This is a genomic window from Arthrobacter sp. G.S.26 (assembly GCF_050847375.1).
Classification (GTDB): domain Bacteria; phylum Actinomycetota; class Actinomycetes; order Actinomycetales; family Micrococcaceae; genus Arthrobacter.
Map to the genome: position 1 here is coordinate 1 of NZ_CP193752.1, position 22,603 is coordinate 22,603.

20 protein-coding genes and 2 tRNA genes are annotated in these 22,603 nt (G+C 64.0%); 17 read left to right on the forward strand and 5 right to left on the reverse strand.

Annotation, left to right across the window (positions count from 1 at the left end; translation table 11 throughout):
• Positions 1–416: 416 nt before the first annotated feature.
• The 12 genes from dnaA (at position 417) to ACRB8A_RS00060 (ending at position 13,675) form a co-directional block, all read left to right on the forward strand.
• Positions 417–1,838, forward strand: a complete 1,422-nt coding sequence (dnaA, locus tag ACRB8A_RS00005; protein ID WP_050684551.1) for a chromosomal replication initiator protein DnaA — start codon at positions 417–419, stop codon at positions 1,836–1,838.
• A gap of 526 nt (positions 1,839–2,364) precedes the next feature.
• Complete coding sequence (gene dnaN / locus ACRB8A_RS00010; RefSeq protein ID WP_432245340.1) at positions 2,365–3,489, forward strand: DNA polymerase III subunit beta; 1,125 nt, start codon at positions 2,365–2,367, stop codon at positions 3,487–3,489.
• A gap of 135 nt (positions 3,490–3,624) precedes the next feature.
• Positions 3,625–4,509, forward strand: a complete 885-nt coding sequence (gene gnd / locus ACRB8A_RS00015) for a phosphogluconate dehydrogenase (NAD(+)-dependent, decarboxylating) (RefSeq protein ID WP_050684553.1) — start codon at positions 3,625–3,627, stop codon at positions 4,507–4,509.
• Positions 4,510–4,552: 43 nt separating this feature from the next.
• Positions 4,553–5,764, forward strand: coding sequence for a DNA replication/repair protein RecF (gene recF, locus ACRB8A_RS00020; protein WP_285241277.1), 1,212 nt, complete (start codon positions 4,553–4,555; stop codon positions 5,762–5,764).
• Positions 5,748–6,308, forward strand: a complete 561-nt coding sequence (locus ACRB8A_RS00025; protein ID WP_050684555.1) for a DUF721 domain-containing protein — start codon at positions 5,748–5,750, stop codon at positions 6,306–6,308. The genes recF and ACRB8A_RS00025 overlap by 17 nt, the downstream gene beginning before the upstream one ends.
• A gap of 373 nt (positions 6,309–6,681) precedes the next feature.
• Positions 6,682–8,769 carry a DNA topoisomerase (ATP-hydrolyzing) subunit B gene (gene gyrB / locus ACRB8A_RS00030; RefSeq protein ID WP_432245341.1) on the forward strand — a complete coding sequence of 696 codons (2,088 nt, stop codon included), beginning with the start codon at positions 6,682–6,684 and terminating at the stop codon, positions 8,767–8,769.
• 56 nt (positions 8,770–8,825) lie between these two features.
• Positions 8,826–11,504 carry a DNA gyrase subunit A gene (gene gyrA / locus ACRB8A_RS00035; RefSeq protein ID WP_050684557.1) on the forward strand — a complete coding sequence of 893 codons (2,679 nt, stop codon included), beginning with the start codon at positions 8,826–8,828 and terminating at the stop codon, positions 11,502–11,504.
• Entirely contained in the window at positions 11,497–12,150 is a 654-nt protein-coding gene (locus ACRB8A_RS00040) for a DUF3566 domain-containing protein (RefSeq protein ID WP_432245342.1), read from the forward strand. The genes gyrA and ACRB8A_RS00040 overlap by 8 nt, the downstream gene beginning before the upstream one ends.
• 98 nt (positions 12,151–12,248) lie before the next feature.
• A tRNA-Ile gene (locus ACRB8A_RS00045) sits at positions 12,249–12,322 on the forward strand.
• A gap of 67 nt (positions 12,323–12,389) precedes the next feature.
• Complete coding sequence (locus ACRB8A_RS00050) at positions 12,390–12,506, forward strand: DLW-39 family protein (RefSeq protein WP_231686012.1); 117 nt, start codon at positions 12,390–12,392, stop codon at positions 12,504–12,506.
• A gap of 71 nt (positions 12,507–12,577) precedes the next feature.
• A tRNA-Ala gene (locus ACRB8A_RS00055) sits at positions 12,578–12,650 on the forward strand.
• Between the two features lie 98 nt (positions 12,651–12,748).
• On the forward strand, positions 12,749–13,675 hold the full coding sequence (locus ACRB8A_RS00060; protein ID WP_056599407.1) for a DMT family transporter: 927 nt from the start codon (positions 12,749–12,751) through the stop codon (positions 13,673–13,675).
• Positions 13,676–13,681: 6 nt separating this feature from the next.
• Here ACRB8A_RS00060 and ACRB8A_RS00065 read toward each other — a convergent pair whose 3' ends face one another.
• Positions 13,682–14,557: a glycosyltransferase gene (locus tag ACRB8A_RS00065; protein WP_432245343.1), complete on the reverse strand. Its 876-nt coding sequence runs from the start codon at positions 14,555–14,557 to the stop codon at positions 13,682–13,684.
• A 108-nt stretch (positions 14,558–14,665) separates the two neighbouring features.
• Positions 14,666–15,643, reverse strand: a complete 978-nt coding sequence (locus ACRB8A_RS00070; protein WP_056599414.1) for a hypothetical protein — start codon at positions 15,641–15,643, stop codon at positions 14,666–14,668.
• 155 nt (positions 15,644–15,798) lie between these two features.
• Between ACRB8A_RS00070 and ACRB8A_RS00075 the strand changes: the two genes are divergently transcribed.
• A complete protein-coding gene (locus tag ACRB8A_RS00075) occupies positions 15,799–16,344 on the forward strand; it encodes a peptidylprolyl isomerase (RefSeq protein ID WP_050684562.1) in 546 nt (181 codons plus the stop codon).
• 9 nt (positions 16,345–16,353) lie between these two features.
• Complete coding sequence (locus ACRB8A_RS00080; RefSeq protein WP_285241275.1) at positions 16,354–17,232, forward strand: rhomboid family intramembrane serine protease; 879 nt, start codon at positions 16,354–16,356, stop codon at positions 17,230–17,232.
• Positions 17,233–17,978: 746 nt separating this feature from the next.
• Here the strand turns inward: ACRB8A_RS00080 and ACRB8A_RS00085 are convergent.
• Both ACRB8A_RS00085 and ACRB8A_RS00090 read right to left on the reverse strand, forming a co-directional pair.
• Positions 17,979–18,596 carry a DNA-3-methyladenine glycosylase I gene (locus tag ACRB8A_RS00085; protein WP_050684572.1) on the reverse strand — a complete coding sequence of 206 codons (618 nt, stop codon included), beginning with the start codon at positions 18,594–18,596 and terminating at the stop codon, positions 17,979–17,981.
• 8 nt (positions 18,597–18,604) lie between these two features.
• Positions 18,605–18,856 (reverse strand): cell division protein CrgA, encoded by a 252-nt coding sequence (locus ACRB8A_RS00090; protein ID WP_050684564.1) that lies wholly within the window; start codon positions 18,854–18,856, stop codon positions 18,605–18,607.
• A gap of 172 nt (positions 18,857–19,028) precedes the next feature.
• Here ACRB8A_RS00090 and ACRB8A_RS00095 point away from each other — a divergent pair, with 172 nt between their 5' ends.
• From ACRB8A_RS00095 to ACRB8A_RS00105, 3 genes are read left to right on the forward strand one after another with little or no spacing between them, the layout of a single operon-like run.
• Complete coding sequence (locus ACRB8A_RS00095) at positions 19,029–19,823, forward strand: class E sortase (RefSeq protein WP_432245344.1); 795 nt, start codon at positions 19,029–19,031, stop codon at positions 19,821–19,823.
• 2 nt (positions 19,824–19,825) lie between these two features.
• On the forward strand, positions 19,826–19,996 hold the full coding sequence (locus tag ACRB8A_RS00100) for a hypothetical protein (RefSeq protein WP_432245345.1): 171 nt from the start codon (positions 19,826–19,828) through the stop codon (positions 19,994–19,996).
• On the forward strand, positions 19,993–20,634 hold the full coding sequence (locus tag ACRB8A_RS00105) for an aminodeoxychorismate/anthranilate synthase component II (RefSeq protein ID WP_050684566.1): 642 nt from the start codon (positions 19,993–19,995) through the stop codon (positions 20,632–20,634). Before ACRB8A_RS00100 ends, ACRB8A_RS00105 begins: the two co-directional genes overlap by 4 nt.
• A 20-nt stretch (positions 20,635–20,654) precedes the next feature.
• Here ACRB8A_RS00105 and pknB read toward each other — a convergent pair whose 3' ends face one another.
• Positions 20,655–22,580 (reverse strand): Stk1 family PASTA domain-containing Ser/Thr kinase, encoded by a 1,926-nt coding sequence (pknB, locus tag ACRB8A_RS00110; protein ID WP_432246070.1) that lies wholly within the window; start codon positions 22,578–22,580, stop codon positions 20,655–20,657.
• Between the last annotated feature and the right edge of the window lie 23 nt (positions 22,581–22,603).

Below are 22,603 nucleotides of genomic sequence, written 5' to 3' on the forward strand. Positions count from 1 at the left end.
ACTGGCCGACGCTAAGTTTTGTATGTGCACACGCTTTCCCCCTACTACCCGGACGCGTTGCGGCTGGGAGATTTCGATGGGGCTAAAAAGCGGACACAAAGGACTTCACAACGTTAGGGCCTTTTGTGCCCCGGAGTCAAACCGGGAGCCATGGCGGCGGCTATCCCCAGCTGTGGTTAACCTGCCTGCCGGGCCTGTGGATGAAGTGTCCGGGGGGCCCGTTTTTCGAACCACACCCGTGTAATTATCCACAAGCCGATTGCCAGCTATCTTCTAGGCTTTTCATCCCCTAGAGTGGCTCAGTAGCCGATTATCCACGGACTGTGCATAACCCTGTGGATACAGCTGGGCCAGCCCCCTGGATTCCGGACTGGCTGCTGGCAATGCAGGCAAAGCAAGTTTTAGGGAACCGATTGATGACAGTAGACGAATCCAACCACGCCAATACTGTCGGAAGTTCCTGGCGGCGCGTTATCACCCTGCTGGAGCAGGACCACCGCGTTTCGCCCCGCCAGCGTGGTTTCGTCATTCTGGCCCAGGCCCAAGGCCTGATCGGATCCACCCTCCTGGTGGCCGTTCCCAATGAGCTCACCCGCGAAGTTCTGCAGACCCAGGTCAAGGACGCCTTGGACGACGCCCTGCATAACGTCTTTTCCGAGGACATCCGGTGCGCCATCGACGTGGACACCGATCTGGTTCCCCTGCACGCGGAGCCCGAACCCGTCGTCGAGCCTTCCTTCACTGCCGACCAGCTGATCGAGCAGAAGCCGCAGCCCATGCTGCCCAGCACCTCCCACGAGTTCGGCCGGCTCAACCCGAAGTATGTATTTGACACTTTTGTGATCGGCTCGTCGAACCGGTTTGCCCACGCCGCTGCAGTGGCCGTCGCCGAAGCCCCTGCCAAGGCCTACAACCCGCTTTTCATCTATGGCGATTCGGGCCTGGGCAAAACACACCTGCTGCACGCGATCGGGCATTATGCCCGCCGGCTGTACAGCGGCATCCGGGTCCGGTACGTCAACTCGGAGGAATTCACCAACGACTTCATCAACTCCATCCGGGATGACGAAGGCGCCAGCTTCAAGACCACGTACCGCAATGTGGATGTGCTCCTGATCGATGACATCCAGTTCCTGGCCGGCAAGGACCGGACGCTGGAGGAGTTCTTCCACACGTTCAACTCCCTGCATAACAACAACAAGCAGGTGGTCATCACCTCGGACCTGCCGCCCAAGCAGCTGGCAGGTTTCGAAGACCGGATGAAGTCACGCTTCGAATGGGGCCTCCTGACGGACATCCAGCCCCCGGAACTGGAAACCCGCATCGCCATCCTCCGGAAGAAGGCCCTTAGCGAAGGGCTCTCCGCTCCGGACGACGCGCTGGAATACATCGCTTCCAAGATTTCCAGCAACATCCGCGAACTTGAGGGTGCCCTCATCCGGGTCACGGCCTTCGCCAGCCTGAACCGGCAGCCGGTCGATGTGGCACTAGCTGAGATGGTACTCAAGGACCTCATCACCGATGACGGGGCCCAGGAGATCACCTCGGCCCAGATCCTGCAGCAGACAGCTGAGTACTTCAAGCTCAGCATGGAAGAGCTGTGCAGCAAGTCCCGCACCCGGACCCTCGTCACGGCGCGCCAGATCGCCATGTACCTCTGCCGCGAGCTGACGGACATGTCATTGCCCAAGATCGGGCAGGAGCTCGGCGGCCGTGACCACACCACGGTGATCCACGCGGACCGGAAAATCCGTGAGCTGATGGCCGAACGCCGTGTGATCTACAACCAGGTGACAGAGCTGACCAACCGGATCAAGCAGCAGCAGCGCGACTCCTGACCGCGCTTCTCTTACCTTATTAACAGGCGCATGTGGATAAGCCTGTGGATAGTTAAGGGGACAACCGCGCTTAATGGGCTTAAAACCCTTAAGCCGCCTGTGGATCAGCAAACCGGGCAAAATTCTTATCCCCATCCACACCCTGTTTAAAACCCGCTCCACCCACAATCCGTGAACAGGGCTTAACCGCTGGAACGCGCGGCCAGCAGGGGTTATCCACAGTTTCCACAGCAGTTATTAACACTACTAATCCCAAAAAATTGAAATCCCTCAAACAACAAGTTCGTTCCCAGCACTTCGACCGTCCGGACCTGGCGGTCCGAACAGCTGGGTGGGAGACCCGGGGATGGGTTAATCCCGGATCTTCCGGCTAAGCTGTCAGCAGCGCTCCCATCCTTAGGTTTTCTTGTGGTTTCCGTCTGTGCGGACCATGCACGTCCGGGATGTGGGCTCGACATTTTTTTGGGACCACCCCGGGGTGGTTTCGGGTTTCCAATGCAGCAGCAATGAAAGGCGGCACCCTTCCGTGAAGTTCAGAGTCGATCGGGACGTCCTGGCAGAAGCCGTCACCTGGACAGCCCGGTCGTTGTCTCCGCGGCCACCCGTGCCCGTCCTGTCCGGCCTGCTCCTCAAGGCGGAGGCCGGCACTGTCAGTCTGTCGAGCTTCGATTACGAGACGTCAGCGCGGCTTGAAATTGCAGCGGACGTCCGCGAAGAAGGCACCATCCTGGTGTCCGGACGGTTGCTGGCTGATATTTGCCGGAGCCTTCCGTCCGCGCCGGTGGATGTCGAAACGGATGGCAACAAAGTCACGCTGACCTGCCGCCGAAGCAGCTTCCACCTGGCCACCATGCCGGAGGCGGAATACCCGCCGCTGCCCGCTTTGCCCACCATCAGCGGTACGGTCCCGGGCGATGCCTTCGCCCAGGCTGTCTCGCAGGTCATTATCGCGGCGAGCAAGGATGACACCCTGCCCATCCTCACCGGCGTGCGGATGGAGATCGAGGATGACCTGATCACCCTGCTGGCCACCGACCGCTACCGGCTGGCCATGCGTGAAGTGCCGTGGAAGCCTGTCACTCCCGGCATCTCCACCAGCGCACTGGTGAAAGCGAAGACCCTGAACGAAGTTGCGAAGACGCTGGGCAACAGCGGCGACATCAACCTCGCCCTCGCCGACGACGACACCCGCCTGATCGGTTTCGAAAGCGGTGGCCGCACCACCACGTCGCTGCTGGTGGACGGCGACTACCCCAAGATCCGCTCGCTCTTCCCGGAATCGACGCCCATCCACGCGACCGTCCAGACCCAGGAGCTCGTCGAAGCAGTCCGTCGCGTGTCCCTGGTTGCCGAGCGCAACACTCCAGTCCGGCTTGCCTTCACCGAAGGGCAACTGAACCTTGATGCAGGCACCGGCGAGGACGCCCAGGCTTCCGAGGAACTTGAGGCCCAGCTTTCCGGTGAGGACATCACCGTGGCGTTCAACCCGCACTACCTGGTGGAAGGCCTGAGCGTCATTGAAACCAAGTTCGTCAGGTTCTCCTTCACCTCGGCGCCCAAGCCCGCGATGATCACCGCGCAGGCAGAGGCCGACGGCGACGACCAGGACGACTACCGCTACCTGGTTATGCCCGTCCGCCTGCCCAACTAGGCCCCATCGGATCCCAGCCTTCGCAAGCTCAGGCCGGGGCCCGCGCCGATGGGCCCCACCCACTGCACTTTGCGGTGGGCCCGGACTCCTGGTGCCAAACGACAACCCATCCCTAGCTCAGAAAAGAGTTCCACCTTGCACATTGGACTGATCGGCCTTGGCAAAATGGGTTTCAACATGCGCGAGCGGCTGCGCGTGGGTGGCATCGAGGTCACCGGTTTCGACCGGAACCCGGACGTCACCGATGTTGCCTCCGTCGAGGACCTCCTGGCAGCCGTCCCCACGCCCAGGATCATCTGGGTCATGGTTCCCTCCGGAGCCATCACCGATGCGGTCATCACCGAACTCGGGGACAAGCTTGACCAGGGCGACCTGGTCATCGACGGCGGGAATTCCCGCTTCACCGAGGACCAGAGGCATGGCGAAATTCTTGCCGCCAAAGGCATCCGTTTCGCTGACTGTGGTGTTTCCGGTGGCGTCTGGGGCCTGCAGAACGGCTACGGACTGATGGCCGGCGGCGCAGTCGAGGACATCCAACGCGCCCTGCCGGTCTTTGATGCACTCCGTCCCGAAGGCGACCGCGCGGACAGCTTCGTCCATGTTGGCGACGTCGGTGCCGGACACTACGCCAAAATGGTGCACAACGGAATCGAATATGGGCTGATGCAGGCCTACGCCGAAGGCTACGAGCTCCTCGCCGCCAAGGACATCATCACCGACCTGCCGGGAACCTTCCGGGCCTGGCAGAAGGGCACCGTGGTCCGGTCCTGGCTGCTGGACCTCATGGTCAAGGCCCTGGACGAGGACCCTGGCCTGGAAACGATCGATGACTACGTGGAGGATTCCGGCGAAGGCCGCTGGACCGTGGAGGAAGCCATCGCCAACGCCGTGCCGGCGCCGGCCATCACGGCAGCACTCTTCGCCAGGTTTGCCTCCCGCGAAGATACCTCGCCGGCCATGAAGATGGTCTCCGCACTCCGCCACCAGTTCGGCGGGCACGCCACCCGTCCAGCCAAGTAAGACCCAGCGGGGACCTCCGGGTCCCGGAATTGTCGAAGCCCGCGTGTACCTGGAACACCTTTCCCTGACCGATTTCCGCAGCTACGCGCAGGTTGACCTTGCCCTGCAACCCGGCGTCACCGTGCTGGTGGGGTCCAACGGGATCGGCAAAACCAATCTGATGGAAGCCATTGGGTACCTGGCAACCCTCAGCTCCCACCGGGTCAGCTCGGACGCCCCGCTGCTGCGGTTCGGGACCGAACGGGCCCTGGTCCGGGCCCGGCTGGTCCGCGGGGACCAAACCACCGTGCTGGAACTGGAAATCAACGCCGGCCGCGCCAACCGGGGCCGGATCAACCGGAGCAACCCGGTCCGGGCGCGGGACCTGTTGGGAATCTGCCAGACGGTCCTCTTTGCGCCCGAGGACCTGGCGTTGGTCAAGGGCGATCCGGCCAACCGGCGCCGGTTCCTCGATGAGTTGCTGGCCAGCCTCATTCCGCACCACGCCGCGACACGCAGCGACTATGACAGGGTGCTGAAACAACGCAACGCCCTGCTGAAATCCGCCCGCGCCGGCAGGTTCACGGCCGGCCACGAAGCCACCTTGGACGTTTGGGACCAGCACATGGCCGCCGCAGGAGCCGCCTTGCTGCACGCCCGGCTCGAACTCGTTGAACGCCTGCGTCCGCATCTGTCCCGCGCCTACGCGCAGCTGACGGACGAATCCAAGCCGGCCGATGCCATTTACCGTTCCTCGCTGCAGAACCAGATGGACGACGACGGCGCAACGGCTTCCGGAGTCCCAGGCCAGAACGGTCCGGCCGGGGCAGCCGGGGCCGAGGACCTGCGGCAGCTCACCGTCGGGCAGCTCACTGAACGCTATGTGCAGGCCTTCCGGGAGTCCCGGAAGAAGGAACTTGAACGGGGGATTTCCCTGGTGGGCCCGCACCGGGACGAACTGGACCTGATCCTGGGCCAGGCCCCCGCCAAGGGCTACGCGTCCCACGGCGAAACCTGGTCCATGTGCCTGTCGCTGCGGCTGGCTTCGTATTACGTGATGCTCGATGACGCCCGGACCGGCGGCTCCGCACCTGTCCTGATCCTTGACGACGTGTTTGCCGAGCTGGACGTGCAGCGGCGGCGTAAACTTGCTGCAATAGTCGCCGGCGCCGAACAGGTCCTGGTAACTGCCGCCGTCGACGCCGACATCCCGGAAGAGCTGTCCGGCCGGCGGGTGACGGTCATCCCGGGAGGCATCGATGAGCAGGAGCAGTGAATCCGGCGGTGGGCTGCAGCCCGGCCGCGACCCGGATAACATCGACGCCCCGCAGGCTGCGCTGAACAGGATGCGCGAAGCCGCGGCCGCCCGCGGCGAAATCCGCCGGGCTGCGCCACGGGCCGGAGCCAAAAAAGCCAAAAGCGGCATCCGCGACACCCGGGGCTTCAGCCAGTTCCACTCAACGGGCCGGGATCCGCTGGGCCTGGGCAAAGTTGTGGGCAGGCTCGTCGCCGAGCGCGGCTGGACCTCCCCAGTGGCGGTGGGGTCGGTCATGGCCGAATGGGCCACCCTGGTGGGTCCCGAAATTTCGGCCCACTGCACGCCGGAGAGCTTCACCGACACCACCCTCCATGTCCGTTGCGATTCCACTGCGTGGGCTACCCAGCTTCGCCTTCTCAGCATCAGCCTGCTGGAAAAATTCCGGCGGGAGCTGGGTGACGGTGTAGTGACCAGCATCCAGGTGCTGGGCCCGTCGGCGCCGAGTTGGCGCAAGGGCGGTCGGACCGTCAACGGCCGGGGCCCCCGCGATACGTACGGGTAGGCGGCGGTGCAACTCTTGATTGTCCGCCCTGCGGCGTGTAGAGCCACCAGCGGGTCAATGGGCGTATAGGCACCCAAAGGCAGGACCGCGAGGGCGCCCAAGGCGCGATCAACGGCCGCGCAGCGCCACATCAGCCGCCAGCCACGGCTCCGGAATGCGGGGAAACGCCCTACTTCGCGGTAGAATTACGGGAGAAAACTGGGCGCGGGTGAACGTTGACTGGGTCCGGACTCCGCGCATGTCCAGAATGCGGAGTACGGACCGCACCGTCGGCAGGCCACCGCGCCATCAGTTTGTGCCTGCTGGCAGGTCCCTCCCTGGTTGGGAGCGGACCATCCGGCCATCATCGAAAACAGAGGAGTCGACACCGCCTGTGGCTAACGACAATACCGAAATCCTGGCAGTTGACCCCGAGTTCGAGGATGCCCCCACACCGGATATCCCCGCGGAAGCCGTGACACCCCGCGAGTATGGTGCCAGCGACATCACGGTCCTTGAAGGACTTGAAGCCGTCCGGAAACGGCCGGGCATGTACATTGGCTCCACCGGTCCCCGCGGCCTGCACCACCTGGTCTACGAAGTGGTGGACAACTCCGTGGATGAGGCGCTGGCCGGCTACTGCTCGCACATCGAGATTGTCCTGCAGGCCGACGGCGGCGTGAAGGTCGTTGACGACGGCCGTGGCATTCCCGTTGACATGCACCCCACCGAACACAAACCCACCGTCGAGGTGGTGATGACCATCCTGCACGCCGGCGGCAAGTTCGGTGGCGGCGGCTACGCCGTCTCCGGCGGGCTGCACGGGGTGGGTATCTCCGTGGTCAACGCGCTTTCCCATCGGGTTGACACCGAGGTCCGCCGGCAGGGCCACGTCTGGCGGATGTCCTTCGCCGACGGCGGCAAGCCGCAGGGCGGACTGGTCCAGGGCGAGGAAACCGACCGGACGGGAACCACCCAGACGTTCTATGCGGACCCGGCCATCTTCGAAAGCACGGACTTCGACTTCGAAACCCTCCGTGCCCGGTTCCAGCAGATGGCCTTCCTCAACAAGGGCCTGCGCATCACGCTCACGGACGAGCGTGCCGCCGAAACCGCGGAGCCCGACGTCGACCTTGACCTGGATGCCGTGGCCACGGAAGGCGAAGTCAGCGCCGAGCACCGCACGGTGGTCTACCAGTACGACGACGGACTGCTGGACTATGTCAAGCACCTGAACTCAGGCAAAAAGGTGGACGTGGTCCACGAGGACGTCATCGCCTTCGAAACCGAGGACAAGGAACGCCACATCGCCCTGGAAATGGCGATGCAGTGGACCAATGCGTACTCCGAGAGCGTCCACACCTACGCCAACACCATCAACACCCATGAGGGCGGCACCCACGAAGAGGGCTTCCGCGCCGCCATGACGTCCCTGATCAACCGCTATGCGCGGGAGAAGGGCATCATCAAGGAAAAAGACGACAACCTCACCGGTGATGACATCCGCGAAGGACTCACCGCCGTGATTTCGGTCAAGCTCGCCGAACCGCAGTTCGAAGGACAGACCAAAACCAAGCTGGGCAACTCCGAGGTTAAGGGCTTTGTGCAGCGCGTGGTCACGGACGGCCTGGGCGACTGGCTCGAGCGCAACCCCGGCCCTGCCCGCGACGTCATCCGCAAGGCCATCTCGGCCGCCCAGGCCCGCATGGCCGCCCGGAAGGCGAGGGACAATGCCCGCCGCAAGAGCCCGCTGGAATCGTTTGGCATGCCCGGGAAGCTGTCCGACTGCTCCTCCAAGAACCCGGAAAAGTGCGAGGTCTACATCGTGGAGGGCGACTCCGCCGGTGGCTCCGCCAAGCGCGGCCGCAACCCCGAAACCCAGGCGATCCTGCCGCTCCGCGGCAAGATCCTGAATGTTGAGCGGGCGCGCCTGGACAAGGCCCTGGGAAACGCCGAAGTGCAGTCGATGATCACGGCCTTCGGAACCGGCATCGGTGAGGACTTCGACCTCTCAAAGCTCCGGTACCACAAGATTGTCCTGATGGCCGATGCCGACGTGGACGGACAGCACATCACCACGCTGTTGATGACGCTGCTGTTCCGCTACATGCGTCCGCTGATCGAACACGGTTACGTGTACCTGGCCCAGCCGCCGCTGTACAGGATCAAGTGGTCCAATGCGGCCCACGACTACGTCTACAGCGACCGGGAACGCGACGCCAAGCTGGTGTCCGGACAGGCTGCCGGCCGCCGGATCCCGAAAGACAATGGAATCCAGCGCTACAAGGGCCTTGGTGAGATGGACTACACCGAGCTTTGGGACACCACCATGGACCCGGATAACCGCACCTTGCTGCAGGTGACCATGGACGACGCCCTTGCGGCGGATCAGATCTTCTCAGTCCTGATGGGCGAGGACGTGGAATCACGCCGAAACTTCATCCAGCAGAACGCCAAGGACGTCAGGTTCCTGGATATCTAGGGCAAACCCCCTTACATATCCTCGACCCGACATATACCTGAAACGGAAAATATAAGATGAGCGACGAAACACCCGAGAACCCGGCCGCCGACGCCGGCACTCCGGATACCGTTCCCGCAGGCGACCTTGTGCTGGTGGACCGTGTGGAGCAGGTGGACCTGCAGACGGAAATGCAGCGCTCCTACTTGGATTACGCCATGGCCGTCATTGTGGGCCGCGCGCTGCCTGACGTGCGGGACGGCCTGAAGCCCGTCCACCGTCGTGTGCTGTACGCCATGTTCGACGGCGGCTACCGGCCGGAGCGTTCCTTTAACAAGTGCGCCCGCGTGGTGGGCGAAGTCATGGGCCAGTACCACCCCCACGGCGACACCGCGATCTACGATGCCCTGGTCCGCCTGATCCAGGACTGGACCATGCGCTACCCGCTGGCCCTGGGCCAGGGAAACTTCGGTTCGCCCGGCAACGACGGCGCCGCTGCACCCCGGTACACCGAAACGAAGATGGCCCATTTGGCCATGGAAATGGTTCGGGACATCGACGAGGAAACCGTCGACTTCCAGGACAACTACGACGGCAAGAACCAGGAACCCACCATCCTGCCGGCGCGGTTCCCCAACCTCCTGGTCAACGGTTCCTCCGGCATCGCCGTGGGTATGGCCACGAACATTCCGCCGCACAACCTCCGAGAGGTTGCCGACGGCGTCCAGTGGTACCTCGCCAACCCCGGAGCCAGCCGCGAAGAGCTCCTCGAAGAGCTCCTGCTGCGGGTCAAGGGACCCGATTTCCCCACCGGTGCCACGATCCTGGGCCACAAGGGCATCGAGGACGCCTACCGGACCGGCCGCGGTTCCGTCACCATGCGTGCCGTGGTCAACGTCGAGGAGCTCCAGGGCCGCACGTGCCTGGTGGTCACCGAACTGCCCTACCAGGCCAACCCGGACAACCTGGCCATCAAGATTGCCGAACTGGTCAAAGACGGCAAGATCTCCGGCATCGCGGACCTCCGCGATGAAACGTCGGGCCGCACCGGCCAGCGCCTGGTCATTGTGCTCAAACGTGACGCCGTGGCCAAGGTGGTCCTGAACAACCTTTACAAGCACACGGAGCTGCAGAGCAACTTCTCCGCCAACATGCTTGCGATTGTTGACGGCGTTCCGCGGACTTTGAGCCTGGATGCCTTCATCCGGCACTGGGTCACCCACCAGATGGACGTCATCGCACGCCGCACCCGGTACCGCCTGCGCAAGGCCGAAGAGGAAGCACACATCCTCCGCGCGCTGCTGAAGGCCCTGGACATGCTGGACGAGGTCATTGCCCTCATCCGCGCGTCCAACACCACCGAAGCGGCCCGCGACGGCCTGATGGAACTCCTGGATATCGACGAACTGCAGGCCCGGGCCATCCTGGACATGCAGCTGCGCCGCCTCGCCGCCCTGGAACGCCAGAAGATCCAGGACCGGCACTCCGAACTCGAAGCCCTGATCGCCGAGTACAACTCGATCCTGGCCTCCGAGGAGCGCCAGCGCGAAATCATCAGCACCGAACTCGCGGAAATCGTGAACAAGCACGGCGATGACCGGCGGACCCGGATCCTGATGGGCTTCGACGGCGACATGTCCATGGAAGACCTCATCCCCGAAGAGGAGATGGTGGTCACCATCACCCGCGGCGGCTACGTCAAGCGGACCCGCAGCGACAACTACCGCTCCCAGCAGCGCGGCGGCAAGGGCATCAAGGGCGCGCAGCTGCGCGGCGACGACGTTGTGGAGCACTTCTTTGTAACCACCACCCACCATTGGCTGCTGTTCTTCACCAACCTGGGCCGGGTCTACCGGGCCAAGGCCTATGAACTGGTGGAGGCGGGCCGCGACGCCAAGGGCCAGCACGTGGCCAACCTGATGGCCTTCCAGCCGGACGAACACATCGCGCAGGTCCTTGACCTCCGCGACTACCAACAGGCGCCCTACCTGGTGCTCGCCACCAAGCGGGGCCTGGTCAAAAAGACCCGGCTTGAGGACTATGACACCAACCGGTCCGCCGGCGTCATCGCCATCAACCTGCGGGACAACGACGAACTGGTCTCGGCCCAGCTCGTGTCCGAGACCGACGACCTCCTGCTGGTGTCGCGCAAGGGCCAGTCGATCCGCTTCACCGCCACCGAGGATGCCCTGCGTCCCATGGGACGCGCCACCTCCGGCGTGACCGGCATGAAGTTCCGCGAAGAGGATGAACTGCTGGCCGCCAACGTCATCACCGACGGTTCGTTCGTTTTCATCGTGACCGAGGGCGGCTACGCCAAGCGGACCGCCGTCGAGGAATACCGCCTGCAGGGCCGTGGCGGCCTGGGCATCAAGGTGGCCAAGCTGGCGGAGGAACGCGGCGACCTGGTAGGTGCCCTGATCGTCCAGGAAGAGGATGAGGTCCTGGTGGTCATGGAAGGCGGCAAGGTGGTCCGCTCCTCCGTTTCAGGAGTCCCGGCCAAGGGCCGCGACACCATGGGTGTCATCTTCGCCAAACCGGACAAGAACGACCGGATCATCGAAGTGGCGCGCAACAGCGAACGTGGTCTCGAGGGCGAGGAATCGCCGGAGGATGACGTAACGTTGGCTGAAGATGGCGGGCCCGCCGGGGACGTCGCCGCGCAAGCATTGGCAGAAGAAGCACCGGCCGTTGAGTCTGAAGACTCCTCCGGCGACGAGCCGAACGAAGACAACACGGAGGTAACGAGTGAGTAATTCCGACTCATTTCCCAAGCCGAGCAGTTCTGCTCCCGATGGAAACCGGCCTTCGTCGGCTCCGCGGGTGAACGCCCCCCTCCGCCCGCAGCAGCGGCCGGCGGCTCCGGCGTCGGCCCCGGGCCAACGCCCCCAGGGTGCCCCGGGTGGCGGCGGCCAGCAGCGCCCCCAGCAGCCGTCCGGACAGGGCCAGCGGCCTTCACCGGGTGCCGGCCAGCGGCCCGCATCCGCAGGCCAGGGCCAGGGTAATCCCGGGCTGGTCAAGCCCGCTCCCAAGGCCAAAGTCCGCCGGGCCAGGCTCCTGGTCAGCAAGGTGGATCCCTGGTCCGTCCTGAAGATGGCGTTCCTGCTGTCCGTTGCCTTGGGAATTGTCACGGTGGTGGCAGCGATCGTGCTGTGGACCGTCCTGGACCTCACGGGCATCTTCGACCAGGTGGACAGCCTGCTGGGCACCCTGGCCGGCTCCGAAAGCGGCGGCTTCGAGCTGAAGAAGGTGGCCTCGCTGGGGCAGGTGGCGTCCTTTGCCACCATCATCGCCGTCGTCAACGTTGTGCTGCTGACAGCCCTGTCGATGCTGTCGGCCATTCTGTACAACATCTCCGCCACTTTGGTGGGCGGCATCGGCGTGACCCTTACCGACGACTAAAACCCCCCTTTGCGCCGGTCCCGGGCCGGCGCAAAGACCCGATTTGGGATCGGGCCGGGATGTGCTGTACAGTCATATCTCGGCCCGATGAGGCATCGGGGCGTATAGCTCAGGCGGTTAGAGCGCTTCGCTGATAACGAAGAGGTCCCAGGTTCAAGTCCTGGTACGCCCACGGAACCTGTGCAGGTTCAAGCGGAGGCTTGGTTGTGGTAACGCAATCAGGCCGGGATGGGGAGCATGTGAAGAAGTTGCTGGTTCTGGCAGCCGCAATCGCAGCCGCCCTTCTTTACCGCAAGGCACAGGTTTCCGAAGCCCGGAAAACAGTCTGGAGCCAGTCAACCGACACGGTCGACTAGCCCCGGAAACGGAACAGAAGCTGGTCAACAGTCTGCTGGTTCTGGGATATGATTATCGGGTTGCCACTTACGGGGGCATGGCGCAATTGGTAGCGCACCTGCTTTGCAAGCAGGGGGTTCGGGGTTCGAGTCCCCGTGCCTCCACCGTAAAAAAGTCCCGGCCCGCAGAAATGCGGACCGGGACTTTTTGTTGTGCCGGGAAGGTTCCGATTCCTGCCGCCCCGGCACACTAGTGTGGTGCAGTGACCTTCCTTCTTGCCACCCTGGGCGTCCTCGGTGTTGCCTCCTCCGGGCCGCTGATGGCCGCCACAATGGGTGCCACCAGCGTCAGCGCCCTGGCCATTGCCTTTTGGCGCAACGCCATCGGTGCGGCCGTGATGGCCACCCCCACCCTGGTCCGCACACCGCGCCAGTTTGGTCGGATCACCGGGCGCGAATTCCGGTGGTCGCTGGTGGCCGCTGCTGCGCTGGCGCTGCACTTCGCGTGCTTCATCACGTCACTGCAGCTCACATCGGTGGCGGCCGCCACGGCGCTGGTCTGCCTGCAGTCCGCCTGGATTGCCGTCTTCCAGCTGTTCCGTGGAACCCGGCACCGCTGGCAGGTGCTGGCCGGCCTGGGCGTGGCCTTCGGCGGGGTGGTGGCAATTACCGGCTTCGACATGGGTTCCTCGCCTGGGGCGCTGCTGGGTGACGTGCTGGCGGTGGCAGGAGGGGCGCTGGCCGGCGTCTACACGCTGGCTGGTGGTCAAGCCCGGCAGAGCATGACCACGGGAACCTATACAACGCTGTGCTACGGGATGTGCGCGGCCTTGGTGGCGGGCATGATGCTGATTTCCGGGCAGCCTCTCGCAGGCTTCGAAGCAACTGGCTGGCTGGGAATCGTTGCCATCACCGTATGCGCCCAGCTGGTGGGCCACACGGCCTTCAACCACCTGCTGGCCACGATGAGCCCGCTGCTGGTATCCATGATCATCCTGCTGGAAATCCCGGGAGCCGCCCTGCTGGCCGCGGTTTTCCTCAGCGAGCAGCTTCCCGCGGGAACGTATGCCGGGCTGGCCCTGATTATGGTGGGGCTTGCCATTGTGGTGCTGGGCCAGAAGTCCAGCCGGAACGCGGGCAAAACCGATCAGGAGCCGGGCCAGGCGCTGCCGGGGCTTGGCACGGACTGAACGGTGTTACTGCCCGCCGCGGCGGGCGGGCTGCGCGGTGTTGACCGTGTGGATGGCACGGAGGATCTTTGCGGGGAAGTAGACCGAGAAGAACACCACCATGGGGGCTTTCAGTGCCATCTTCTTGACGTTGTGGGCCTTGTAGGTCCGGTCAAAGCGGGTGACGTAGTAGCGGTAGTCCCGGGGTGAGTCCTCCAGGCGCCGTGCGGACATCCCGGAGACCATTTGCGGCCAGTACTGGACCTTGAGCCCGTGATCGGCGAGATGCAGGGACAGGTCGATGTCCTCATGCATCTCGTCCTTCTCGTCCCGGCAGGTCTCGCTGCGGATGGTTTCCCAGGCCGTCGCACGGAGCGCCATGTTGGATCCGAAGAGGAAATGGTACTGCTGCTTGGCCAGCTTCAGCATCAGCTGGCGCATTTTGTCGTCCGCCTTCAGGCCGAACCTGCGCATGGGCATGTCGTAATACACCACAGGCCCGGTGGCTGCCTGGACCGACGGATCATGAAAGGCCCGCTGGACCTGTTCCACCCAGTCGGGCTCCACCACCGAATCGGCGTCGATCCGGCCCAGAATGTCACCCGTGGCGTGGTTCAGGCCGAAGTTCCGGGTGGGGATCAGGCCCTGGTCAGTGTCCTGGCTCAGGAGAATCACAGGACTCTCCGGGTATTCAAGCTGCATCTGCTGCACAATCGCGGCTGTCCGGTCAGTGGAGAGATTGTCCACCACGATGATCTCGTGGGCCGGCACGGACTGGTAGACGGCAGCAATGAGGCACTGCCGGATGACGCTCTCCTCGTTGTAGGCCGGGATAACGATGGACACGCGGGGCAGCACGGCTGCGTCGTTCAAGGCATCCCCAGAGGATTGATCGGCTGACATCAGCTTCAATGTAGCACCGTTCCCGTCCACGCCTGCCGGGGGCACCGGGCGTGGACCACAAAGGGCCCCGTCCGTGGACGGGGCCCTTTGTGTCATCGGTGGGGACAGTTAGTTGGTGCCCTTGTCCGTGTGGCCGATGTTGGCGGCGATGTTCTTCGTGGCCGTCTTGGCGTCCGTGGCAACCTTGGCGGCTGCATCAGCGGCGTCACCGGCAACGTGCTTGGCCTTATCTGCGGCATCGTCGACGCCGTCCTTGACGTCCGCTGCAACGTCCGCTGCCTTGTCCTTGGCCGCGGCCACGGCGGAGGAAGCTGCGCCGGCTGCGTTCTCTGCAGCGTCAGCGGTGTTTTCCTTTACGTCGTTGACCGTGGTGGCGGGAACGGGGGCGGGCGTGGGCTTCACGGGTGAAGGCGTCTTCCATGGATCCTCCACCGGCTTGGAGGCCTTCCATGCGGCAACACCGGCGGCGACCGCTGCTGCCACAATGCCGAAGACCAGCCAACCGCGCTTCTTAGGCTTTGGCTGGGCCACTTGGATTCCTACAGCCTTCCCGGCCCCGGCCGCTGCGGCCTTCAGCTGGCTGCCTGCCGCATGGGCCTGGTCCTGGAACGAGTGGACGATCCCGGCGTCACCGAGGCGCTGGGCTACGGCATCAACGCGTGCCGGCGCACCTTCAAGGGTGCGGTGCACAGCCTCGGAGGCGTTGCCGATCTGGTCCGACAGGCGGGGCAGGTAGTCAACAACCACCCGGTCGCGGGCGTTCAGCACCACGGGGGCCGCCTTGTCGAGGGCCTCATGCAGGCGGGGCGAGGCATTGTCCACAACGTCGCTGATCCGGGGGGCAAGGTGCGCCAAGCCATCCTGGATCCGCGGCGTAACTGTTGCAACGCCGTCGGCCAGGTTGTGGGCAGCGGACTTCAGGCCCTCCTGGATCTTGGGAGACGCAGTGTCCAGGCTGTGCTGGAGGCGGGGTACCGCCCAATCCACAGCTGCTTCCACGCGGGGGGTGGCCCAATCCCGGGCATTCTCCACTGCGCTGGTGACTGACTGCTCGAGGTCACGGGCAATTCGGTCCGACTTCTTCACAACTACCTCCCGATTAATGTGACGGTTCTGTGGTTAGCCTACGTGCCCAGCTCTTCACCGGCTATTCACTCTGCGGATTTTAGGCATATTTCACCCAGCGCGGAACTGCCGGTGCTGCAGGCACTCCCCCAGGGTGGCATGGGAGAATGGGGGCCATGACTGCCATCGCAACTGCAAAAGCAACCATCCACACGAGCCTCGGCGACATCGTGGTTAACCTCTTCGGTAACCACGCGCCCAAGACAGTGAAGAACTTCGTGGGCCTCGCCACCGGCGAGCAGGACTGGACCCACCCGGAAACCGGTGAGGCCAAGTCCGGCACGCCGCTGTATGACGGAACCATCTTCCACCGCATCATCAAGGACTTCATGATCCAGGCCGGCGATCCGCTGGGCCGCGGTACCGGCGGACCGGGCTACCGCTTCGACGACGAAATCCACCCCGAACTCAGCTTCAACCAGCCCTACAAGCTGGCCATGGCGAACGCCGGCATCCAGATGGGCCAGGGAACCAACGGTTCGCAGTTCTTCATCACCACCATCCCCACCGACTGGCTGCAGGGCAAGCACAGCATCTTCGGCGAGGTGGCGGACGATGAGTCCCGCAAGGTAGTGGACGCGATCGAGGGCGTTCGCACCGGCATGGGTGACCGTCCGGTGGAGGATGTCACCATCAACAGCATCGACATCGAACAGCTGTAACACCGCACCATGAGTTACGGAATTCCTTCGGCTGAGCCGTCCGCCCAGGCTCCGGTGTGCCCACGGCACCCGGACAGGCCCTCCTACGTCAGCTGCCAACGCTGCGGGCGGCCTGCCTGCCCGGAGTGCCAGCGGGCGGCCGCCGTTGGATTCCAATGCGTTGACTGCGTCAACGAAGCAAAACGTTCGACGCCGGAAGTACGGTCTGTTTACGGCGGCGCCGTAGCAACGGGCAAACCTTTGGTGACGTTCGTGCTTATCGCCGCCTGCGCCCTCCTGTATGTCCTGCAGTGGTTGGTGCCCAACGATGCCATCTACCAGGCCCTCGGCTTCGCGAACATTTACGCGGAACCCCAATACGGCGAGTTTGAGCCGTGGCGGATGGTTACCTCCGCTTTCCTGCATTCGCAGGGTTTTGTCCTGCATATCGCCCTGAACATGTACATGCTCTGGATTTTTGGCCAGGCGCTCGAGCCGCTGCTGGGCCGCGTCCGTTTCCTTGCCCTTTACCTGCTCTCGGCCTTTGGCGGGTCCGTAGGCTACCTCCTGCTGACCTCCCTCTACAGTCCAGGCCAGCCGCTGTACGGGGTGGTGGGTGCCTCGGGTGCCATCTTCGGCCTGTTCGGCGCCATGCTGCTGGTCCAGCGCCAGCGCGGCGGGGACACGAGGCAGCTGTGGATCCTGATCGCCATCAATGGTGTCATCGGCTTCCTGGTGCCGCAGATCGCCTGGCAGGCCCACCTGGGCGGCCTGGTCACGGGTGCACTGGCAGCAGCCGTTATCGCCTACACCCCCCGCGGGCCCCGGCAAGGACTGATCCAGGCCGCAGGGCTGGTGGCTCTCCTGCTCCTGCTGTCGGTGGCCGCCTGGGTACGGGTGAGCCTCTAACAGCCCTCGGCTTCCAACGGAACCCCCGACGCCACCCGGCGTTGGGGGTTTTTGTTATCCACAGGGATTATCCACAGTGTTGGTAACTTACACGCATGTAGTTCAAGCAGGCCATCGGCCTCTGGAGCGCCCTGCCGGGCTTTTGTTACCGAACGGTACAGCGGAATCCACAGCTGTGGATAACTCTTGGGGATACCAGTGTGTGTATGTGGAAAACCGGGCTGCAAATGCTCCAAATGTGGAAAAACCACGCAAAGATTGCCATGGCTGCGTGCGGTCGCAGGCCAGCCGGCCTGCTTTCAACAGGCTTTTGCACACTGTTAATAAGTGACATCGGTGTAGTTAAGCCATAAAAACAGGGCACGATCGCCCCCATTCCGGTGATTTTCGCGAATCGGGCCGTCCCTGTATCCACAGTTGTGGATAACTTGTGGGTATCCCAGTGTTGGTAAGTGGATAAGTACGCCGCAGGCTTGCAGGCGGATAGCCAGCCGGGAAGCGGGTCAATCGGTGCGCTTTTTAATGAAGGTGCTTCAAACGCGGCGCATCGGCTCCACGAGCCCCGGTGCCGTTGTGGGAATGCCCGGATTTATCCACAGGCAATCCACACTGTTAATAACCGTCACCTGGCCACGGAACGGGCCCACTGCCGCCATTGGGGGCCTGTGGGCCGGGCGCACCCGGCAGCATCGGACGTTATCCACACTGTGGATAACTTTCCCAACAGTTGGGGAAAAGCTGAAGGCCTATGCAGGGCCCAGCGCAGGCCAGATTCCCGATGAGCCGCGCCTGTGGCTGTCCATGAGGTGGGTATCCACCATGCCGATAGCCTCCATCAGGGCGAACATGGTGGTGGGTCCCACGAAGGAGAACCCTTTACCGCGCAGGGCCTTGGAAAGGGCCGCGGATTCAGGAGAGCTGGTGGGTATGTCTGAGTGACGGGCAGGGGTGGGCGTGCTGGCCGGTTGGAACTGCCAGACGAAGTCCACCAGTCCACCGTCACCCCGCAATGAGAGGGTAGCCTGCGCGTTCCTGATGGTCGCCTGGATTTTGAGGCGGTTGCGGACAATGCCCGGATCCTGCAGCAGGCGCTCCACGTCGTGGTCGGTGAACAAGGCGACGGCCTCTGGGTCGAAGCCGGCGAAGGCAGCCCGGAAGGCGGGCCGCTTCCGCAGTATCGTGGCCCAGGACAGGCCGGCCTGGAACCCCTCGAGGCAGATGCGTTCGTAGAGCCCCTGCTCGTCCCTGACAGGCAGGCCCCACTCGTGGTCGTAATAGTCCTGCATCAGCGGGTTGGCGGCGGCCCAGGCAGGCCGGGACAACCCGTCCGGTCCGGTGACGACGCCGGCAGTGTCAGGTTCCACGGCTGGCGCTAGGAGCGCCACCGCGTGGTCATCAGGAAGCCGACGATGGCGATGCCAAACCCGGCCACAATGTTCCACGATCCCCAGGCCTGGACCGGGAACCGGCCCTCGCTGATGTAAAACGTGATGATCCAGAACAGGCCAATAAGCATCAGGCCGAACATTACGGGCTTGAACCAGACCGGATTCGGTTTGTACGCCTGGGACGACGCCTGCTGCGGGGCGCTGGCAGTCTTCTTGCGCGGTTTCGACTCGGGCACTGGGTCTCCTTGGCGGGCTGGGACAAGTTCGGCAACCTGGCCTTGATATCCTGCAAGAAGGAAATAGCCAGTGGTCTGCACGATCTTGGTCAAATCTGGATTCTTACTAGCAGCCAATTCTAGCTGTAGTTCCTGGGCCGCCTGCGTCCAGTGGAGCCGCCAAGGAGAACGAGTGGTATTGCAGCAGAGGGCCCGACGCGCGGCCGCTCCTCCTCCCCGCGGCAACGTCGTGCGCCGCGTGGTCGGCGTTGCCGGGGAGTTGCTCATTACGGCGGGCGTCATCCTGCTGCTTTTTGTCGCCTGGCAGCTCTGGTGGACCAATGTGGAATCAGACGCCGCGCAGTCCCGGGTGATCAAGGAATTCGCGCGGGACCTTGGCGGGTCAGCGGATCCCTCCGCAAACCCGGCGGCGGCAGCACCGCCGTCGGCCGCTGAAGACTTTGGCGCCCCCGTGGTGGGCGTAGCTCCAGGCCACGCCGGAACCATCGGCATCATGTACATCCCCAGGTTCGGCGCGGATTACACCCGCCCCATCGTGCAGGGAACAACAGGGGATGTCCTGGACACCCTGGGGCTGGGACACTACGCCAACACGGCCATGCCGGGAGCGGTGGGCAATTTTGCCGTCGCCGGCCACCGGCAAACCCACGGCGCGGTCCTGGACAACATCCATACCCTGGTCCCGGGTGACAAAATCTATGTCCAGACCAAAGACGGTTTCTACGTCTACGTATTCCGCAACAACCAGATTGTGATGCCCTCGCGAACGGACGTCCTGGAGCCCGTTCCCACCCGGCCCGGCGTTGAACCCACCGAAAGCTACCTGACCATGACCAGCTGCAACCCGCGCTTCGGCGCCGAAGAGCGCATCATCGCGTACGCCCTGCTGGACGAGTGGCGTCCCGCCGCTGCAGGACCGCCCGCGGAAATAGCAGGCCAGGTAGCGGCCGCCATGGGACAGGGGTAGGCATGTACAGCTGGCTGTTCCACCACCTTCCGGGTCCGATGTGGCTGCGGATCGCCATCTCGCTGGTGCTGATTGGCGTGGCACTGGTATTGATGGTTTTGTACCTTTTCCCGTGGATGTCCCAGTACACCCAGTTCACCGACTCAACGATTGGTTCCCAAAGCCAGCCATGACCACAGCCAAGATCCTCGTAGTGGATAACTACGACAGTTTCGTCTACACCCTGGTGGGCTACCTCCAGGAGCTCGGCGCCGAAACCACAGTGGTGCGCAACGACGACGTGACCCTAGCAGAGGCCATTGAACTGGCCAGCACCCGCGACGGTGTCCTGATCTCCCCCGGCCCCGGCAACCCGGCCGAGGCCGGCGTCTGCATCGAGCTGATCAAATGGTGCGGGCAGAACAGCAGCCCGATGTTTGGTGTTTGCCTTGGACACCAGGCACTGGCTGAGGCCTTCGGAGGGACCGTCACGCACGCCCCGGAACTTATGCACGGCAAGACGTCCCTGGTGGAGCACACGGGCACCAGCGTCTTCGCCGGGTTGCCGTCGCCGGTGACGGCTACCCGCTACCACTCGCTGGCAGCGGTCCGCGAAACCATTCCGGAGGTCCTGGAAATCACGGCCCAGACAGCGTCAGGGGTGGTAATGGGGCTCCAGCACCGGACAGCACCGCTGTGCGGCGTCCAGTTCCACCCCGAATCGGTCCTCACCGAGGGCGGCTACCAGATGCTGGGCAACTGGCTGGAATCGCTCGGCATGGCGGGTGCCGCGGCCAAAGCGGCTACGCTCAGCCCCCTCATCCAGCACTGACCCCGCGGTCCTGGCTCCTGTTACTTCTTTTTGGTCGCTGTCGGCGTTGGAGTCGGCGTGGGTGTGGGTGGCGGCGGCGGAGCTTTGGCCACCACGATGTTCACGGTGCTGCCCTGTTCCAGCGTGGCATTGACGGGCGCTGACTGGTCGGTCACCCGGCCGGCTTCGACCTCGGAATTTTCAACCTCCGCCACCACCGGAACCAGGCTCAGCGCCTTGAGGGCAGTCTCGGCTTCTTCGCGTGTCCGGCCGCGCAGCTCGGGAACCGCCACCTTCCCGGTGGAGACCACCAGCTCAACAGTGGATCCGACGCCCACCGACTGGCCGGGCGCGGGGCTGGAGGTGATGACAATGCCGGCCGGGACCGTTGCGCTGTTGGCCGTTGTAGTGGTGGGCGCACCCACCAGGCCCATCTGCCGCAGGATGTCACGCGCAGCCGCCTCAGTGGCGCCTGGCAGGCTGTTGGGGATCTTCACTGCGCTGGGTCCCTCGGAGATGTTCAGCAGGATTTCAGCGCCGGGATCCAGCTCCGTGCCGGTGGTGGGGTCGGTCCCCAGCGCGGTGCCCTTGGCCACCGAGTCGCTGGCCTGCCTGACAATTTTGGGCCGCAAATCGGCGTTGTAGAGCTCCTGCAGAGCCGCCGATTCAGTCATGGTGGAGACCGAAGGCACCTGCACCTTCGGTGCGGCGGGAGCGGGCCTGTTGACGGAGTTGTACAGCCATAGGCCGCCTCCCGCCAGTATCAGCAGCGTGAAGACCACCAGCGTGGCAATCCACGCACGACGGCGTGACTTCTGTCCTGCAGTCCGGTCGCGTTCGGGGGTGAGGCCCAGCGGCAGCGCATCGGCGGGCGGCGGATCAAATTTGCCGGCGTCGCTGTTGCCCCAGGACTCAGTGGCTGCATCGCGGGTCGATGCGAACGAGCTGGCGGCCATGATCCCGGTTGGCGCATCGTCAGCCCGTCCTGTCCCCGCCAGGGCGAAAGCCTCGGTGGGAGGCGCCGCGGGGGCGGGAACATGGTCGTTGGGGTCGGTGGGGGCTTCCGAGGCGGCAACGGCAGGCACGGGAATGCCGGACCGGGCTGCCCGGAGCGCCCGGCGGAAAGCCGCTGCGTCCTGGAAACGGTCGTCCCTGTTTTTCTGCAGCGCCTTGGCCAGGACCGTATCCAGGGCAGGCGTCACGTCCGGATTGATGCTGCTGGCCGGTTCCGGTATTTCACGGACGTGCTGGTAGGCCACGGACACCGGGCTGTCACCGATGAAGGGCGGCCGGGAGGTCAGCATTTCGTACAGCAGGCAGGCCGCCGAGTACAGGTCGCTGCGGGCATCCACGGACTCTCCCCGTGCCTGCTCAGGAGAGAGGTACTGGGCGGTACCCACTACCGCCTGCGTCTGCGTCATGGTGGCCGAGGAATCGGCAATGGCACGGGCGATGCCGAAGTCCATGACCTTCACCGTGTTGGGCCCGGCGCAGTACATCACGTTGGCCGGCTTGATGTCCCGGTGGACGATCCCTGCTTTGTGGCTGTATTCGAGGGCACCCAGGACACCGAGGCAGTATTCGATGGCCTGGGGAATCGTGACGTCCTTGGCCCGGATGAGGTCGCGGAGTGTCTGTCCGTCCACGAACTCCATCACGATGTAGGGCACCTTGACGGTCTCTTCCGATCCGTCATGGACCAGGTGTTCGCCGGTGTCATAGATCGCCACGATGGACGGGTGGTTGAGGGCCGCTACGGCTTGGGCCTCGCGCTTGAACCGGGCCTGGAACTGCGGGTCCCGGGCAAGGTCCGGCCGGAGCAGCTTGATGGCAACGGTCCGTCCCAGCCGGGTGTCGAGGCCCCTGTGGACATCGGCCATGCCCCCGCGGCCGATCAGTTCACCCAGTTCGTAGCGTTCGCTCAGGACGCGCCGGATATCCACCGGGAGGTTGTCCTCCCGGTGCATCGGGGTGCGCGATGGGTCCGTCA

Excerpts from the sequence above, each read along its gene's own strand:
- dnaA (WP_050684551.1), top strand. The coding sequence starts at position 417 with ATGACAGTAGACGAATCCAACCACGCCAATACTGTCGGAAGTTCCTGG.
- ACRB8A_RS00025 (WP_050684555.1), top strand. The coding sequence starts at position 5,748 with ATGAGCAGGAGCAGTGAATCCGGCGGTGGGCTGCAGCCCGGCCGCGAC.
- gyrA (WP_050684557.1), top strand. The coding sequence starts at position 8,826 with ATGAGCGACGAAACACCCGAGAACCCGGCCGCCGACGCCGGCACTCCG.
- ACRB8A_RS00065 (WP_432245343.1), bottom strand. The coding sequence starts at position 14,557 with ATGTCAGCCGATCAATCCTCTGGGGATGCCTTGAACGACGCAGCCGTG.
- ACRB8A_RS00075 (WP_050684562.1), top strand. The coding sequence starts at position 15,799 with ATGACTGCCATCGCAACTGCAAAAGCAACCATCCACACGAGCCTCGGC.
- ACRB8A_RS00080 (WP_285241275.1), top strand. The coding sequence starts at position 16,354 with ATGAGTTACGGAATTCCTTCGGCTGAGCCGTCCGCCCAGGCTCCGGTG.
- ACRB8A_RS00100 (WP_432245345.1), top strand. The coding sequence starts at position 19,826 with ATGTACAGCTGGCTGTTCCACCACCTTCCGGGTCCGATGTGGCTGCGG.
- ACRB8A_RS00105 (WP_050684566.1), top strand. The coding sequence starts at position 19,993 with ATGACCACAGCCAAGATCCTCGTAGTGGATAACTACGACAGTTTCGTC.
- pknB (WP_432246070.1), bottom strand. The coding sequence starts at position 22,580 with ATGCACCGGGAGGACAACCTCCCGGTGGATATCCGGCGCGTCCTGAGC.